The following is a 15,689-nucleotide window of genomic DNA, read 5'->3' on the forward strand; positions in this document are numbered from 1 at the left end:
TGCGGTTTTCTACGAGTGCTTCGGTCTGCTGCGGGCGCTTGCACGCGTACCGGCGTGGGACACGCCGCAAGTACGTCCATGTAAGCTCTGGCGCGGCATCCATGCCGCTCAAGGTCCCACGCCGGCACGCGCGCAAGCACCACCGGTTGCATTCGGCGGCCGAACCAAGAAAACGACGACTGGGTTGCTGACCATGCGTCGACCGGGAGTCGGCTGACGCATGGTCAAACATGCCGGCTCGCTTACGGCTTCGACAGCGCGTGCAGCTGCTCCATGATCACCTTGGCCAGGGTCGCGTAATCGCCCTTGAAGTGGTGATCGCCCGGCAGCGCGACCCGCTTGGCGGCCTGCGCCGGCAGGCTCGGGCAGAGCGCGTCCTGGTCGTCCTGGCCGTAGATGCACACGGTGGTGCCGGCGGGCAATCGCTGTACTTCCGGTGCGATCGGCAGGCCCTCGTCATCCGAGCCCAGCCAGTTGCTGACGTGAAATTCGTAATCGGCCAGCTTGCCCACCGACAATAGCGCGGTCATGCGCAGGTTCTGCTTGGTCTGCGCCGGCAGTTTGTTGATCGCGGCCGGCAACACGTCCGCGCCCTGCGAGAAGCCGATCAGCACGACCCGCTGACGTTGCCAGCGCTGCGCATAGAAACGCGCGATGCGATCCAGATCGGTGGCGAAACCCTGCGGTGTGCGCTCGGTCCAGAAATAACGCAGCGAATCCAGGCCGACTACCGGGATGCCTTGCGCGGCCAATGCATCGGCCACCTCTTCGTCCAGACCCGCCCAGCCGCCATCGCCGGAGACGAAGATCACGAAGGTGTCGTCGTCGCTGTCGCCGTCCGGCTTGGCCGGCACTTCCACCACCGGCAGATCTTCCAGCCCTCCCGGCGGTGGCGGCAAGGCCACGCCCTTCTGCTCGCCCAGCGAGCGTGCCGCGGCGCGCAGGCCCGGCAGGATGTCGCCCTGCGCCGAACGCATGAACGTGCGCGCCTGCGGCACCTGCTTGAGGAAGCCGTCTTCGGCCGCGGCCTGGCAACGCTTGTCCTGGCTGCCGGCAAGCACCCAGGGAATCTGCAACGGCACCGGCAGCAGCGTGTTGCTGCCCGGGCGCACACCCGGCTGGCAGATCGCCTGGTCGGACACCGTCGCCGGACACAGCCCATCGGTCAGCACGCCGGCCAGCACATGCGGCTTGGCTTGCGCCCCGATCGCATAGGCCAGCGCAGCCCCCTCGCCGTCGCCGACCAGCAGCGGCAGGCGATAAGTGGGGATGTGGTAGAAGGCCTGCACATAGCGCGAGAAATTCTCCACATCGCCGACTGAAAACGTGCAGGTACCTCCGGCCTTGCGCAGCACCGCATAAAGATGCGCGGTATCCACCATCGCTACCATCGCGCCATCGGCACGCAGGCTTTCCGCTTGGGTCTGGCGCTTGACGTTGTTGCCGGTGCCGGTCAGCCAGATCACCACGCGCTGCGGCTCGCCCTTGGGCATCAGCACCGGCACCTGCTCGAAGCGGCCGTGGCTCACTGGCTGCGTGGTCTGCGCAGCCGCCATGCCCGATAGCGTCAACACCGCCGCGCCGCAGAGCGCGCTCCAGATCTCAAGTCGTCGCATGTCGCACCATCGGGAAAAGTGGTTCAAAGATAATCGTTCCAGGCGACCACGCGAAGCGCAGCGCTTCGCTTATCGCGCATGTGCTCGCTGACGCGCGTCCCAGGCGGCCAAGGCCTGCCGGTAGCGCGTCAGGTCCTCCGCGTACAGATCATGCACACACAACGGGCAACCGCTTTCGCAGCACTCGTTGGGCGCAGGCGGCTCGGGCGGCTGCGGGCGCGGATCGTGATCGGAAGCTGCGCGGTCGTGCATGCGCGCATTGTAGCGTGCGCCATGACTGCGCCTGGATGAACCGCATCGCGCAGCGTGCCGGATCAGCGCCCCAGCCGCCGCCGCAGATTGGCCCGCGCCGCAGCGTCGCAGCGCGCATGGAAGTAGTCGCTCAGAAAGATGCGTGGGCGCTCGAGCAAGCCGGCCAGAAACCGCCTGCGGTTGAGCCGGAACACCAGGCTGGGGACATGCCCACGGTATTCGGCGGCGATGCCCTCGTCATAGGCATCGAACACCGCTGCCGGTGCGGCCAGGATCGCCATGTCGCAATCCAGGAACAACGCAGCGTCGGCATCCACGTCCGGTGGCTGCAGTTGTCCGTGGCGTGCGGTCAGCAGAATCAGGCGCTGCACGCGCTGCAGATCCACCGACGCCTGCGGCCACCAGCGTGGGATGCAGGCCGCCGCCCACTTGGCCGATTCCGCCTCGTTGTCGCTGCGCCCGGGCTGATACACCGCATCGTGAAACAGCACCGCCAGCCAGACCTCGGCCGGCTGCTGCCAACCCGGCCCGGCGGCGACCTCGGCGTAGTGCTGCAGCAGCGCACGCACATGGCCGAAGTGGTGATAGGCGCGCGGCGGCGTGGCATAGGCCTGTTCGAGCGCGACCAGGTGCTCTGGCTGCAATGGCAGTGGTGTGGTGGTGGCATCCATGCACGCAGGCTACCGCGTACGCATCTGCCTGCACATCAGCGCAGCGACCACCGCCCTTCGATCTGGTAACGCGACTGACCCAGGAAGCTGCGCACCAGCGCGAACTCGCGCACCGTCCAGGCAAGCGCATCGCAGCGCCGTTGCGGCAACGACTGATTGCAATACAGCAGCGTCATATGCGGCGTGTACTGCGCATCGCCAGCGATGCCCGCATGCGCCAGCTGCCGGCCCAGCGCGCCCTGTAATTCGTACAGCCCGCGCACCTTGTCTTCGCCACGCAACACGCATGGCAGCTGCGAGCGCCGTCCACCGAAGGTGCCGACCCGATCGAACTCCACCTCGAACGTATCCAGTACCACGCGCTCGGCCGCCTGACTGGCGCGGCTCACCAGCGAAGGCGGCAAACCGCCCGCGTAATCGCCCAGATGATGCAGGGTCACATGCAAGCGTTCGCGCGCCAGCGGCTTGCCATCGACCTGACCATCATGCAACAGCCCATCGGCGATCGCTGCGGCGCGTTGGGCGGTCGACGCATCGGCCATGACCGCAAAGAACAGGCGCTCGGTGGTCTTCTCCTCACCGAGGCCAAGCGACAACTGCGCCTCGGCCGAGGACAGGTACAGGAACTGCTGTTGCATGGGCTGATTCCACGACCGCGCACGCGGACCTGCCGGAAGAAGGGCGGCGGATACTAGCAGACCGGGCGCGTGCGTGACACGCATTCAACATCGACGCGACAACGTGGAACGGGCGGTGCGTGGAACAAAAATCGCGCGCCATTGACCACATGCGACACACAAAGAAACGGGCAGCTTGCGCTACCCGTTTCCGCCTTTATCGGTTTTACTCCGCAAGCTGCATCACCTGGATGCACTTGGGTCACGCACGCAGCTTACGCGGCGCTCTTCATCGCATGCTTGCGGTTACGCATCACGTCATGACATGCGCGCACTTCCGGCAGCAGGCGCAATGCGGCATCGCGTGCGGCAGCCGGCGTATCCTGGTCGGCGATGGTTTCGTCGAATGCCTTCAGCAGGCGATCTTCGGACTCTTCCAGCTCGGCAACGTAGCCGTACTTTGTATCGCCCAGCGTTGCGCGGACCTTGCCGTAGAACTGCTGCATGCTGCCGACCATGGTGCCGCTGGTTTCCGGCTTGCCGCCGACCGACGCAACCACACTGCTCAGATTGCTGACGATGTCGGACTTCACGCCGGCAATGCGGCGGAACAGCGTTGCAAGTTCCGCATCACCCACCTTGGCGGCCGCTTCTTCGTAGAAGTCCTTGCCGTCACGGGAAATGGCGATGAGGTCGTTGAGGCTATGCTCGGTCTTGCTCTGAATGCTCATGTGTCGCTCCTGGTTGCGATGGACCAGCGCTGCGCAGGTTGCAGATGCGTTTGCGCTGGCCTTCGTGGATGTGGCAATCGATGAGTTGATTGCATGCCTTGGCGTTGTGTACGGCCGTAGCTTGGCGTGACACCCATAACCGACATGTGAGTGATGTGGTGATCGTCCTCACGCGATCATGCAGGCAATGAATGGCGATTCATCGATGCCAAGATCAGGTCAAACCGACTTCGGCTGCCGGCTCGCCCACATCGTGTCGACCAGGTTGGGATACGGCCGACCGGCCTCCTCGGCGCGCTGCTTGGCAGCGGCTTTCTGGCTTGCGGTCAGCGGCGTGGATGCGGATTTACCCTCGGGTTTCGGGCGCTTCCACGGCGGTGGTGAGAAGTCGGTCATGGCGCGGTACGGTCCGCTTGCAGTGACGCAGGCAGTCTCGATGCGTGGTCGTGAGTTGGACGTGGATGTTGAGGCCCGGCAGTGCCTCAGCAGCTCGCCAACGACGCACGCTGGCGGCGCTCCTGCCAGACCGCCAGCGCGTACACCAGCAAGCCGCCCAGCGCGGTGGCCGCACCCACGTAGCCGGTCGAGGTCCAGCCCCACCCGGCCGAGATCGCCATGCCGCCCAGCCACGGGCCGAGCGCATTGGCGGTATTGAACGCGGCGTGATTGGACGCGGCTGCCAGGGTCTGCGCCTCTGCGGCCACATCCATCAGACGCGTCTGCAGTGCAGGCGCCAATGCGCCCATGGTGCCGACCGCCACGATGGACACGAACACCCACAGGCTCGACTGCGCGGCCAACGGAAAGGTCAGCATCACCACCACCGACCACACCAGCAGCACCGGCACCGCGCGGAACTGCATGCGGTCGAACAGCCAGCCGCCCAGCAGGCTGCCGAGCACGCCGCCGACACCGAACGCCACCATCGCCAGCGGGATCCGCGCCGGCTCCACGCCGGTCACCGCGGTCAGGGTGGGCGCCAGATAACTGAAGACGCAGAACATGCCCGAAAAACCCACCGCGCCGATCGCCAGGGCCAGCCACACCTGCGGCTGATTGAACGCGCGCAGCTCACGTAGCGGCTGTTGACGCGGCTCGTCCGGCGCCGGCGGCAAGCGCGCCGCCACCGCGGCCACCGTGCACAGCGCAAGCACCGACACCGCCGCGTACGCCCACCGCCAGCTTACGATCTGGCCCAGCCAGGTCGCCAATGGATTGCCCACCAGCAAGGCGATGCTCAGGCCCAGCAACACCCGGCCCACCGCAGTGGCGCGTTGGTTGGGCGGGCTGATCGATGCGGCCACCAATGAAGCAACGCCGAAGTACGCACCATGCGGCAAGCCGGCGATGAAGCGGCACAGCAACATCGTGTGATAGCTCGGCGCCAACGCACTGGCGAGATTGCCCAGCGCGTAGAACACCATCAACAGCAGCAACAAGGTACGCCGCGGCCAGCGCGCGCCAACAATCGCCAGCAGTGGCGCACCGACCACCACACCCAGCGCATAGGCGCTGATCACGTGGCCGACCTGCGGCTCGCTGATCTGCAGGCCCTGCGCGATCTGGGTCATCAGGCCCATGGTGGAGAATTCGCTGATGCCGATCGCAAAGCCGCCCATCGCCAACGCAAACAGGATCAGTACGTAATCGCGCCGGGACACGCGCGGCGTCGAAAGATCGGTATCGGACATGCCCGACTCCAGGATGACGGGGCGGCTTATTATTGTGCAACGCAGCAATCGAAGAAAGCGCGACGCCTGTTGCGATTCAGCGCCAGGCCCCCGGCACATCACAGTTTGACTGCTTTTGACGCGACAGGAGACGCTGTGTCCTATCGCTACCGCTCGAATCCGCTTCGGGCCGCCACCATCGCTAGGGGGCACTCGCGATCGGCGCGGTGTCGCGCCTGGCGCGTGATCCACACCCAATTGGTTGCTGATGTCCAAATCCACTGAATCCCCGTTGTTCTCCCCCGTGCGCCTGGGCGCGCTGGATCTTGCCAACCGCGTGATCATGGCGCCGCTGACGCGCAATCGCGCCGCCGCCGGGCAGGCGCCCTCGCCGCTCGCCGCCGAGTACTACGGCCAACGCGCCAGTGCCGGATTGATCGTGGCCGAAGGCACGCAGATCAGTCCGCTGGGTCAGGGCTATCTGGATACCCCCGGCATCCACACCGCCGAGCAGGTCCAGGGCTGGCGTGCGGTCACCGATGAGGTGCATCGCCGTGGCGGCAAGATCGTGCTGCAGCTATGGCATGTGGGCCGCGTCTCGCACACCAGCGTGCTGCCGCCTGGCGAATCGCCGGTGGCGCCCAGCGCCATCCGCGCCGAGGGCAAGACCTACACCAAGGACGGCTTCCAGGATGTCTCCGAGCCGCGCGCGCTGGCGCTGGACGAAATCCCCGCATTGATCGAGGACTACCGCATCGCCGCGCGCAATGCCATCGATGCCGGCTTCGACGGCGTGGAAGTGCATGCGGCCAACGGCTACCTGCTCGACCAATTCCTGCGTGACGGCTCCAACCAGCGCACCGACGCATACGGCGGCGACATCGAAAACCGGACCCGCCTGCTGACCGAAGTGGTGCAGGCGATCGCCGACGAGATCGGTGCCGAGCGTACCGGCGTGCGGCTGTCGCCGGTCACGCCGGTGTACGGCATGCACGACTCCGATCCGCAGCCCTTGTTCGAACGTGCGGTGGAGCGTCTCAACCTGATCGGCGGGCTGGCCTTCGTGCACGTGATCGAAGGGGCAACCGGCGGTGCGCGCGACAACGTCGCCTTCGACTATGCCGCGTTGCGCGCAAAGTTCGACGGCGCCTGGATCGCCAACAACAGCTACGACCAGGCGCTGTCCGACCACGCCATCAACAGCGGTTACGCCGATGCGATCGCCTTCGGCCGGCCCTTCATCGCCAACCCGGATCTGGTGCGCCGCCTGCGCGAGAACGCCCCGCTGGCCGACCTCGACCAGGCCACCCTGTATGGCGGTGGTGCCAAGGGCTATACCGACTACCCCGCCCTGCCGAACTAACTTTCGCCGACACACCGGCTGCGCTCGGATCAAGCGAGCGCAGCCGACGCGCCGGATCGGCCCGTCCATGCGCGCACGTCGGGTCTGAGCACGTCGCCGGCCCGGTGTTTCGTGTAAGCGCGATACGCATCCCTTGCCCGACTGCATCGCGATGCGGCGGCCATCGCACAGCTGCCCAATCGATCGTCGAATCAACGCGCAAGACCAGGCACTTGTGCGTGTGCTGCGCCACGGGCCCAGCGAATACGCAAACGCGCACCCAACCGCCCCTCGCAATGCCGGTGCCTTCGCATCGTCGCGATATCGGCAGCAACCACATGACGCGCGCACCCTGCCCCGCTAGGATCGTGCCGACACTGCTTTCTGGAATGCCGATGCGGCCCCTGCTCACTGCTGTTGTTTTCTGCACGCTGCTGATCTGTGGGCCAGCGCTTGCCGTGCCGTTCTGGGGCGCGCGCCAATCCAGCCCTGCCGAAACAGCACCGGCCGACCTCAAGCCGGGCGAATGGGTCTGGGGCGGCGTCAGCAAGGGCTGGGGGCCGATGGCGGTGATCGTCAGCCTCACCGAGCAACGCGCGTATGCGTATCGCAACGGCATCCTGATCGGCGTTTCCACCATCAGCTCCGGCAAGCCCGGGCATGAGACACCGACCGGTGTGTTCACCATCCTGCAGAAGGACAAGGACCACCGCTCCAACCTCTACAACGCCGCGCCCATGCCGTATCAGCAACGCCTGACCTGGGACGGCGTGGCCCTGCATGCAGGCGGCCTGCCCGGCTATCCGGAATCGCATGGCTGCGTGCATCTGCCGTCGGAATTCGCGCGGCTGCTGTTCGACAATTCCAACATGGGGATGGTGGTGGTGGTCGCGCAGGCCGGCGTGGATGCGGACGCGGTGGTGCATCCCCGCGCGCTCAGCCCGATCGACCCGACCACCGGCGCGCAGCGTGCGTTGCTGCCGCTGCCCAACGGCCAGAGCTTTGCGTGGCAACCGGAGCTGGCGCCCACGGGCCCGATCTCGATGCTGGTCAGCAGTCGCGATCAGCAACTGGTGGTGTATCGCAACGGCGTGGAAATCGGACGCGCGCAAGTGGCATTGCGCGCGCAGGCCGGTGCCGCGCCGCTGGGCACGCAGGCGTTCATCGTCGGCCAGGGCTTCCTGCCTGGCGAGGTGCCTGGCTTGCCCGGTCAACGCATGCCCAACTGGATGCGCATCGGCATCCCCGGCAGCAGCGTCGCGGCAGGACAGCCGCTGGATGCCGACACCATCGCCCGGCTGCAGGTGCCGCCGGCATTCCTGGCCGGCCTGCTGCCGCTGCTGACGCCTGGTGTGGTGTTGGTGGCCACCGACCAACGCATCCTTCCCGAAACCACCGGCGGCAAGCTGCAGGTGCTGGATTCGGATCCGCCCGAGGCGCCCTGAGCACCACGCGCGGCGGCCCGGCCGTGCGGATGCGCCAGAGTTGCACCGTGGCGGCGGGATATCCGCGCGATTGATCTTGCCGCAGCGCAGGAGCGCTCCTGCGCGCGATGAAGAGGTATGGATAACGTTTCATCGCGCGCAAGCGCGCTCCTACAGACGCTGGATAACATGTGACTGAAGCCGCAATCACCTTACGCCTTGCGAAGAAAACAGGTCTTCAAAACCAGGCCCTTGATCTTTTCCGAATTGCCTTCGATGTGTTCGGCATCGTCTTCGACCAGGCGGATGTTGCGGATCAGCGTGCCCTGCTTGAGCGGAATCGACGAGCCCTTGACCTTCAGGTCCTTGATCACGGTCACCGTGTCGCCGGCCTGCAGCAGGTTGCCGTTGCTGTCACGCACCACCACCGCAGTCGCGGCGGATTCGCCTGCGCTCCATTCGAAGCCGCAGTCTGCGCAAATCCACAACGCGCCATCGGCATAGGTATTGTCCAGGCCACATTGCGGGCAGGCGGGAACGGAAGACATGCGATTCCTAGTTTCAAAACGGGCATGGATTGTAGCCTCCCGGCAACGCGATCACGTCTCCGGCACGGCGCCAGCGCGATAGTGCGGCGCTTGTCGAATGTCCTGCAGGTCGCACGTGCCTAACCCATCGGTTCCCCAAGCCCCCGGCGCTACGCCAGGATCCACCGAGCCTGCGGCTGGCGAACCGGGCGCGGCAAAGAAAACCGGCTCGCATCTGGTCGTCTATGTCGCGCTGGCCGGCAACCTTGCCATCGCGGTCGCGAAATTCATCGCCGCAGGGATTTCGGGCAGCTCGGCGATGCTCAGCGAAGGCGTGCATTCGCTGGTGGACACCGTCAACGAAGTGCTGCTGCTGTACGGCCTGCGCCGCGCAGCGCAGGCACCGACGCCGACGCATCCGTTCGGTTACGGACGCGAGCTGTACTTCTGGAGTTTCATCGTTGCGCTACTGGTGTTCGCGATGGGCGCAGGCGTGTCGCTGTACGAGGGCATCGTGCATCTGCGCAATCCCGAGCCGGCCAAGAGCCATCTGATCGCCTACATCGTGCTCGGCGTGTCGATCGTGTTCGAAGGCGTTTCCTGGGTGGTGGCATTGCGCGAGTTCCGCGCCAAGAAGGGCCGCATGGGGTATTTCCAGGCATTTCGGCAAAGCAAGGACCCCAGCACGTTCACCGTGCTGCTGGAAGACAGCGCCGCCTTGATCGGCTTGTTCATGGCGGTGCTGGGCCTGGCCGGCGCGCAGTTGCTGGACATGCCCGAGCTGGATGGCATCGCCTCGATCGGCATTGCCTGCGTGCTGGCCTTCACCGCATTTTTGTTGGCGCGCGAAACCAAGGGCCTGCTGATCGGCGAACCCGCGCATGCGCACGTCACCGAATCGCTGCTGCGCATTGCCGCCAGCGATCCGGACGTACGTGCCGCCAACGGCGTGTTGACCATGCAGATGGGCCCGAACCAGGTGGTCGCCGCACTGAGCGCCGAGTTCGAGGACAGCCGCACCACGCCCCAGATCGAGGCCTGCGTGGGGCGCATCGAAGCGGCCGCCAAGCGCCAGCACCCCGAGCTCACCGCGCTGTTCGTCAAGCCGCAGACGCCGGAAACCTGGCACGCGCGCCGCACCCAGATCGAACGTGGGGCCGAGAAGGATTAGCGCACTGCAGGCGATGGAATGCGTGCATCGGGCTGCGGTGCAATGCGGCCAAACGCTGCAACGTGACGCGCATCGACCCGCTCACGGTCGAGCACCGACGCAGCACGCAGGAATCGGTTGCATGGCAGAGGTGACATCGTCACCACCAAACTGATCCTCGCCATAACCGCAGCCCCGGCTGCGGTTGCATCATCCGGGTCGATTGCCTACGGTATGCGGGCACCAACTCTTGGCGTCGTGAGTCAGCCGACGCATCCCACTCGATCACCGTCATGGAGGTTTCCAATGGAAATCAGCCAGGGTCGCGTTGCGACCATTCATTACACTCTTTCCGACGACAGCGGCCAGGTCCTGGATCGTTCGACGCCGGATACGCCACTGAGCTATCTGCATGGCGCCGGCAACATCGTGCCCGGCCTGGAACAGGCACTGGACGGCAAACGCGTCGGCGAAACGCTCACTGCCGATGTCGTACCCGAACAAGGCTATGGCCCGCGCCATGATCAATTGATCCAGCAGGTGCCGCGCGAGGCATTTCCGACCGATATCGAGGTCGTGCCGGGTGTGCAGTTCGAGGCGCGCACGCAGCAGGGCCCGGTCCTGGTCACCGTCACCGAGGTCGGCACGGAGCAGGTCACCGTCGACGGCAACCATCCATTGGCCGGGCAGACCCTGCACTTTGCGGTCGAAGTCATCGAGGTGCGCGAAGCCACCACCGAAGAACTGAACGAAGGTCAGGTCGCCAGCGTCGCGGCCTGACTGGTGTGTCGCGTGCCTGCGGCATGCGGCAGTTCGGCTGCTGCGACGTCCGAACAGGGGGTGACGGGCGTGGCCGGCGGCAGAAGTAGTAAAGTGCGCGGCCCGCTTACAGGCCCGTCCGCATGAAACTCGGCATCGACTTCGGTACCAGCAACTCCGCCGCTGCGGCGATCGTCGATGGCCAGGTGGTGCCGGTGCGCTTCGGCGAGGCCTTGCAGTTCCGCACCACGGTGTATTTCCCCGAGACCATGCGCGACCCGGACGATTTCAGCCTGACCCCGGCGCTGGAATACGAGGTCGAACGGCTGATCGACTCCGCCCGTCGCGACGCCGCCGCGGCCGGCCGCACGTCCAGCACCGACAGCCTGCGCCGCGACGCGATCCGCATCGTGCGCCGCCAATGGATGGAAGAACAGGTGCGCGAACCGCGCAGCTCCGCCGCCCTGCTGCAGAACGCGGTCTATGGCGACGAAGCGCTGGATGCGTATTTCCTGGAAGGCGAAGGCAGCCTGGTGCAGAGCCCCAAATCGATGCTGGGCTATAACCTGCATCCGCGCGCGCGCCAGACCATCACCGGCATCGCCACGCACGTGCTGGAACACATCCGGCTCACCGCCTCGCGCCAGTTCGACGTCAATATCCGCAGCGCCACGCTGGGCCGCCCGGTGCAGTTCCGCAGTTCCATCGGCGAGGCCGGCAACGCGCAGGCGCTGGAGATTCTGCAGACCGCCGCGATCGCTGCCGGCTTCGACCAGGTGGATTTCCTCGAAGAACCGGCGGCGGCCGCGATGCATTACCACGTCAGTCACGACAGCCGCCACGACACCGTGGTGGTGGACATCGGCGGCGGCACCACCGACATCGCCCATGCCAGCGTCGGCGGCAGCGCCGCGCCGCAGGTCCACCGTGCCTGGGGCATCGCGCGTGGCGGTACCGACATCGATCTGGCGCTGAGTCTGGCCGCCTACATGCCGCTGTTCGGCCGCGGCATCACCCGCGTGCCTACCCATCATTACGTGGAAGCGGCGATGGTGCAGGACATGACCCGCCAGCGCGAATTCCGCCTGCACAAGTACCAGGACGTCCCCGCCCCGTTCGACAAGCGCCTGCAAGCGCTGCAGGACACCGGCAACACCGCGCGCCTGTATCGCGGCGTGGAAGCCTGCAAGATCGCGCTCAGCGAGCGCGACCGGCACCAGGCCGCGCTGGACTTCATCGAACGCGGGCTAGAGGTGGAGGTGCAGTCCAGCACGCTGGTTGCGTCCGCTTCCAGCTATCTGGGCGAACTGGAAGGCTTGCTTGCGCAGGTCCGTACCGACCTGGATGCGCCGCCTGCGACGTTGTTTCTGACCGGCGGCATGTCGCGTGCCGGCTATATCCGCGACACGGTGGCAGCCGCGTTTCCCGAATCGCGCCTGGTGCAGGGCGATCCGTCCTTCGGCGTGGTGCAGGGCCTGGCCTGGGCGGCGGCAGCCGGAGCCCGTTCGTCGGGCGGTTAACGCAAGCCGCGTCAGCATCCCTTATAATGCACGGTTGCTGCGTGGCGCTTAGCCGTCTTGTCAGCAAGGCACGCTTGCCGTGCCACCGCGATTGCGCACCGAACGCGACCGCACCTCTCGACACCGCGTCCGCGCGCACCACCCTAGCCGCACGCGGTGTCACCGCACTTCCCCGCTACAGGAGGCCACATGGCACGTCCCGCGACCAAGCAGAAATCCCAGCCCAGCATCGCTCGCAGCGAAGGCAAGTCGCAGCCGCTCAGTCGTGAGCGCATCGCTGCCGACATCGCCGCGTTCCGCAAGACCGGCGGCCGGATCGAAGTGCTCACCACCAACTTCGGCCCCGCGCGTAACGACGGCGACAAGATCGCCTAAGCGTTACCCGCAAGCCGAAGCGTTGTATCGACGTGCCACCGCAAGGTGGCGCGTTCGTTTCCGGCCTCGGTTGTTACAGGCGATCAGTTGCTGTAATCGGGATTTCGGTCGCTGCTGCATCGCCGTGTTGGCCTCCATCGATGCGCATCGAAAAGCGGCGAGCGCCTTGGACCACACGCGCCTGCGATGCCGCAAGCCATCGCAGCCGTTTCGAGTAAATCCCGCTGTCGCCGCAGGCAGAGCGAGCATTCACCCCGCGCACCGGCTGCGCAATGACGACCCCGCTACAATGGGCGTTCTCAGTGAACCTGCACGATGTGATGTCCGCGTCCGACGCTTTGCCCACCATGATCCGTAGCCTGCTGCCGCACTGGAATCCGCAGTGGCTGACCGTTGCAGTGCTGACGGTCCAGATCGTGTTGATCCTCACCGTTGCCGCACTGGTTCGGTTGCTGCTGCGGCAGGTGCTGCGACGCCTGTGTACGCGCTACAGCCTGCCGGCGGAAATGATGATCGGCATCCGTCGCGTGGGCAGCTTCGTCATTTCTGTCACTGCGGTGCTGACGGTACTGAACGCGCTGGGCGTCTCCAGCGGCACCTTGTGGACCGCGTTCACCGGATTCGCGGCGGTCGGTGCAGTGGCGTTCTTCGCGGCATGGAGCGTGCTGTCCAATATCTTCTGCACCTTCCTGATCATCACCACGCGCCCGTTCCGCCTGCACGACCACATCGAGCTGCTGGAAGGCGGCGACAAGCCGGGCCTGAAGGGCCGTGTGATCGACATCAATGTGATTTACACGACCCTCGAAGAAACCGGCGATCACGCCGGTAGCGTGCTGCAGGTTCCCAACAGCCTGTTCTTCCAGCGCACCACGCGGCGCTGGCGCGAAACCAGCCACTTCAACGCCAACTGAGAGGGACAGACAAGGCGTCGCGAGCAGGTGTCAGGTCGTACGATCGACGCATCCAGCAGACCCGGCGTGCGAGTGGCGCATGTAGGGCCGAGCAATGGCCGCGCCCGCCTGGCGGCAAGCGCAGTCGCTTTTGCCGATTGCGCTAAAGATGCCTTCACGGCAGTCAACGCAGCTGGCTGTCCTTGCTGCCACGGCGGTTGTAGCCGCCTTGCGCCGCCTGCTCAAGGTCGTGCGCTTGCTGACAGTTCACGCACAGGTGCACGCCCGGCACTGCCTTGCGGCGCGCCTCGGGAATGCGTGCATCGCACTCCTCGCAGTGAGTCAGGCTCGGGCCCTGATGCAGCTGGCTCCGCGCGCGCTTGATCGCATCTTCGACGGTTGCATCGATCTGGTCCTGCACCGCCCCATCACCTGCCCATCCGATCGCCATGCTCGCCTCGGCCTGTCTGCTCAGAACTGGAATATGGGCATGCGCGCGGGCAAATCCAAGCCGGACGTGCACAGCGCGCTCAAATCAGGTGCTTTAGCATCCGCTCATTCGCACTCTTCGAGGAAGTCGCAATGGAACAACCCGTCCACCCGTTCTCCGAATTATTCGCCCAGTTGGGCCTGCCATCGGATGAAGTCAGCATTCGCAAGTTCATTGATGAACACGCTCCGCTGCCGGGCGATATGCGCCTGGAGGAGGCGCCATTCTGGACGCCGGGGCAGGCGCAGTTGCTGCGTGAAGAGCGCCTCGACGATGCCGACTGGATCGTGACCATCGATCAACTCAATATTGCCCTGCACACCACTGCCGAAAACACCGGCGTCTGACCTGCGCAAGAACGCAGCGATCACCCTGCGCTGGATCTCGCTCCCGGTCTGTTTGTGGTTTCGTCGAGTCAGCAAATTGCATAAGCAAAAAAGGAGCGGCCAGTGGCCGCTCCTTCTGCTTTCCGGGTGAATGCGGCTGGCATGCGAATCGCACGCCGCAGTCGCGCTTTCCGGGGTCAGGTCACCTTTTTGGCGATCGTCATGCCGAGTACGAACAGCACGATCGCGATGATGATGCCGGCCCAGAACAGGAACTTGGCGATCCCCATCGCAGCGCCCGCCATGCCGCCGAACCCGAGCGCACCGGCAATCAGTCCGATGATGGCGAAAATAATGGCCCACTTGATCATGTTTGTTGTCTCCTCATCCGGCACGGTGCCGTGTTCAGTCGTGTGCTTGCGCGGTCGTGCCGCAAGACATGCGCTGCACGCTACGCATCCGGATGTGCCGCATTCGTGAATACGCCTGACACACGACGCCACATTGGCACGTACGGAGTCGCCAGCAGCGCTGGCATCGGCGATCATGCGCACCTCGCAGCAATCGATTGGCATGGACACTCTTCGCTATCTCGCCGGTTACCCGCCCGCCGTCCTGGACCAGGTGCGCGAGCTGATCGCGCAGGACAAACTCGCACTGGTGCTGGCACGCCGCTATCCGGATCGCCACAGCATCCGCAGCGACCGGCAGCTGTACGACTACGTCAAGGCCATGAAGGAGCGCTACATGCGCTCCTCGCCCACCCTGCACAAGGCGCTCTACGACAACCATTTGCAGGTGGTGAAGCATGCGCTGGGCACGCATACGGCGATTTCGCGCGTCCACGGCAGCCGGCTCAAAGCCAGCCGCGAGATCCGCATCGCCTCGATCTTCCGCGATGCGCCCGAACCGTTCCTGCAAATGATCGTCGCCCACGAGCTGGCGCATCTGAAAGAGGCCGATCACAACAAGGCTTTCTACCAGCTGTGCAACCACATGAGCCCGGACTACCACCAACTGGAGTTCGACCTGCGTCTGTATCTGACCAATCTGGCGCTGTCCACGGACGCTTGATCGCGCACTGGCGAGGGAAGGCAGGGCCGGCGTCGCAGCTTTTTCAAGCATAACTAGATTGCACATCCAGCGGCCTGCGTGTCAGCGCAGGGAGTCAATGGCTGGGGATCTTGTGGTTTCGGCAGCGCCGCTATCGGCATTGGTGAACAGATTCATACACCAGCCCCCGCCGACGTGGTTTAAAATGTTGCAGCGCGACGTGATCGGACAGGGTCTGCAGACGTCGCGTTTTTTGTTTCCCATTGCACGGGT

The 15,689-nt window shown here is 65.3% G+C and carries 19 protein-coding genes; 9 read left to right on the forward strand and 10 right to left on the reverse strand.

What is annotated here, in order from left to right; translation table 11 throughout:
- Positions 1-242: 242 nt before the first annotated feature.
- The 7 genes from XaplCFBP3123_RS02280 to XaplCFBP3123_RS02310 form a co-directional block, all read right to left on the reverse strand.
- Positions 243-1,616 carry a virulence factor gene (locus XaplCFBP3123_RS02280; RefSeq protein WP_104532629.1) on the reverse strand — a complete coding sequence of 458 codons (1,374 nt, stop codon included), beginning with the start codon at positions 1,614-1,616 and terminating at the stop codon, positions 243-245.
- A gap of 69 nt (positions 1,617-1,685) precedes the next feature.
- On the reverse strand, positions 1,686-1,868 hold the full coding sequence (locus XaplCFBP3123_RS02285; protein ID WP_104532630.1) for an oxidoreductase-like domain-containing protein: 183 nt from the start codon (positions 1,866-1,868) through the stop codon (positions 1,686-1,688).
- A 62-nt stretch (positions 1,869-1,930) separates the two neighbouring features.
- Positions 1,931-2,539 (reverse strand): HD domain-containing protein, encoded by a 609-nt coding sequence (locus tag XaplCFBP3123_RS02290; protein WP_104532631.1) that lies wholly within the window; start codon positions 2,537-2,539, stop codon positions 1,931-1,933.
- 35 nt (positions 2,540-2,574) lie between these two features.
- Complete coding sequence (gene thpR / locus XaplCFBP3123_RS02295) at positions 2,575-3,177, reverse strand: RNA 2',3'-cyclic phosphodiesterase (RefSeq protein ID WP_104532632.1); 603 nt, start codon at positions 3,175-3,177, stop codon at positions 2,575-2,577.
- A gap of 254 nt (positions 3,178-3,431) precedes the next feature.
- On the reverse strand, positions 3,432-3,887 hold the full coding sequence (locus tag XaplCFBP3123_RS02300) for a PA2169 family four-helix-bundle protein (RefSeq protein ID WP_016903501.1): 456 nt from the start codon (positions 3,885-3,887) through the stop codon (positions 3,432-3,434).
- Positions 3,888-4,106: 219 nt separating this feature from the next.
- On the reverse strand, positions 4,107-4,283 hold the full coding sequence (locus XaplCFBP3123_RS02305; RefSeq protein ID WP_104532633.1) for a hypothetical protein: 177 nt from the start codon (positions 4,281-4,283) through the stop codon (positions 4,107-4,109).
- A gap of 86 nt (positions 4,284-4,369) precedes the next feature.
- The gene (locus tag XaplCFBP3123_RS02310) at positions 4,370-5,578 is read right to left on the reverse strand and encodes an MFS transporter (RefSeq protein WP_104532634.1); all 1,209 of its coding nucleotides are present in this window, start codon (positions 5,576-5,578) and stop codon (positions 4,370-4,372) included.
- A 247-nt stretch (positions 5,579-5,825) separates the two neighbouring features.
- Between XaplCFBP3123_RS02310 and XaplCFBP3123_RS02315 the strand changes: the two genes are divergently transcribed.
- Both XaplCFBP3123_RS02315 and XaplCFBP3123_RS02320 read left to right on the forward strand, forming a co-directional pair.
- Entirely contained in the window at positions 5,826-6,920 is a 1,095-nt protein-coding gene (locus tag XaplCFBP3123_RS02315; RefSeq protein ID WP_104532635.1) for an alkene reductase, read from the forward strand.
- A gap of 368 nt (positions 6,921-7,288) precedes the next feature.
- Positions 7,289-8,344 carry a L,D-transpeptidase gene (locus XaplCFBP3123_RS02320; protein ID WP_104532636.1) on the forward strand — a complete coding sequence of 352 codons (1,056 nt, stop codon included), beginning with the start codon at positions 7,289-7,291 and terminating at the stop codon, positions 8,342-8,344.
- 191 nt (positions 8,345-8,535) lie between these two features.
- Here XaplCFBP3123_RS02320 and XaplCFBP3123_RS02325 read toward each other — a convergent pair whose 3' ends face one another.
- On the reverse strand, positions 8,536-8,871 hold the full coding sequence (locus tag XaplCFBP3123_RS02325) for a zinc ribbon domain-containing protein YjdM (protein ID WP_104532637.1): 336 nt from the start codon (positions 8,869-8,871) through the stop codon (positions 8,536-8,538).
- A 97-nt stretch (positions 8,872-8,968) separates the two neighbouring features.
- On the opposite strand from XaplCFBP3123_RS02325, the gene XaplCFBP3123_RS02330 reads away from it, so the two are divergent.
- The 5 genes from XaplCFBP3123_RS02330 to XaplCFBP3123_RS02350 all read left to right on the forward strand — a co-directional run bounded on the left by XaplCFBP3123_RS02330 (position 8,969) and on the right by XaplCFBP3123_RS02350 (position 13,568).
- The gene (locus tag XaplCFBP3123_RS02330; protein WP_104532638.1) at positions 8,969-10,021 is read left to right on the forward strand and encodes a cation diffusion facilitator family transporter; all 1,053 of its coding nucleotides are present in this window, start codon (positions 8,969-8,971) and stop codon (positions 10,019-10,021) included.
- 285 nt (positions 10,022-10,306) lie between these two features.
- Positions 10,307-10,780, forward strand: coding sequence for an FKBP-type peptidyl-prolyl cis-trans isomerase (locus tag XaplCFBP3123_RS02335; RefSeq protein ID WP_104532639.1), 474 nt, complete (start codon positions 10,307-10,309; stop codon positions 10,778-10,780).
- Between the two features lie 122 nt (positions 10,781-10,902).
- Positions 10,903-12,279: an Hsp70 family protein gene (locus XaplCFBP3123_RS02340; protein ID WP_104532640.1), complete on the forward strand. Its 1,377-nt coding sequence runs from the start codon at positions 10,903-10,905 to the stop codon at positions 12,277-12,279.
- A gap of 189 nt (positions 12,280-12,468) precedes the next feature.
- A complete protein-coding gene (locus XaplCFBP3123_RS02345; RefSeq protein WP_010366034.1) occupies positions 12,469-12,654 on the forward strand; it encodes a hypothetical protein in 186 nt (61 codons plus the stop codon).
- A 320-nt stretch (positions 12,655-12,974) separates the two neighbouring features.
- Positions 12,975-13,568 (forward strand): mechanosensitive ion channel family protein, encoded by a 594-nt coding sequence (locus XaplCFBP3123_RS02350; RefSeq protein WP_104533243.1) that lies wholly within the window; start codon positions 12,975-12,977, stop codon positions 13,566-13,568.
- A 163-nt stretch (positions 13,569-13,731) separates the two neighbouring features.
- On the opposite strand, the gene XaplCFBP3123_RS02355 is transcribed toward XaplCFBP3123_RS02350, so the two are convergent.
- The gene (locus tag XaplCFBP3123_RS02355) at positions 13,732-13,998 is read right to left on the reverse strand and encodes a DksA/TraR family C4-type zinc finger protein (RefSeq protein ID WP_104532641.1); all 267 of its coding nucleotides are present in this window, start codon (positions 13,996-13,998) and stop codon (positions 13,732-13,734) included.
- Positions 13,999-14,129: 131 nt separating this feature from the next.
- Here XaplCFBP3123_RS02355 and XaplCFBP3123_RS02360 point away from each other — a divergent pair, with 131 nt between their 5' ends.
- Positions 14,130-14,384 (forward strand): DUF2789 domain-containing protein, encoded by a 255-nt coding sequence (locus XaplCFBP3123_RS02360; RefSeq protein WP_104532642.1) that lies wholly within the window; start codon positions 14,130-14,132, stop codon positions 14,382-14,384.
- 176 nt (positions 14,385-14,560) lie between these two features.
- Here the strand turns inward: XaplCFBP3123_RS02360 and XaplCFBP3123_RS02365 are convergent, their stop codons facing one another.
- Entirely contained in the window at positions 14,561-14,734 is a 174-nt protein-coding gene (locus XaplCFBP3123_RS02365) for a DUF1328 domain-containing protein (protein WP_003489471.1), read from the reverse strand.
- Positions 14,735-14,909: 175 nt separating this feature from the next.
- Here XaplCFBP3123_RS02365 and XaplCFBP3123_RS02370 point away from each other — a divergent pair, with 175 nt between their 5' ends.
- The gene (locus tag XaplCFBP3123_RS02370) at positions 14,910-15,437 is read left to right on the forward strand and encodes a YgjP-like metallopeptidase domain-containing protein (protein WP_104533244.1); all 528 of its coding nucleotides are present in this window, start codon (positions 14,910-14,912) and stop codon (positions 15,435-15,437) included.
- Positions 15,438-15,689 lie beyond the last annotated feature (252 nt).

Origin of the sequence: Xanthomonas arboricola pv. populi, assembly GCF_002939945.1 — a bacterium.
In the GTDB taxonomy this organism is placed as follows: Bacteria; Pseudomonadota; Gammaproteobacteria; order Xanthomonadales; family Xanthomonadaceae; genus Xanthomonas; species Xanthomonas arboricola_A.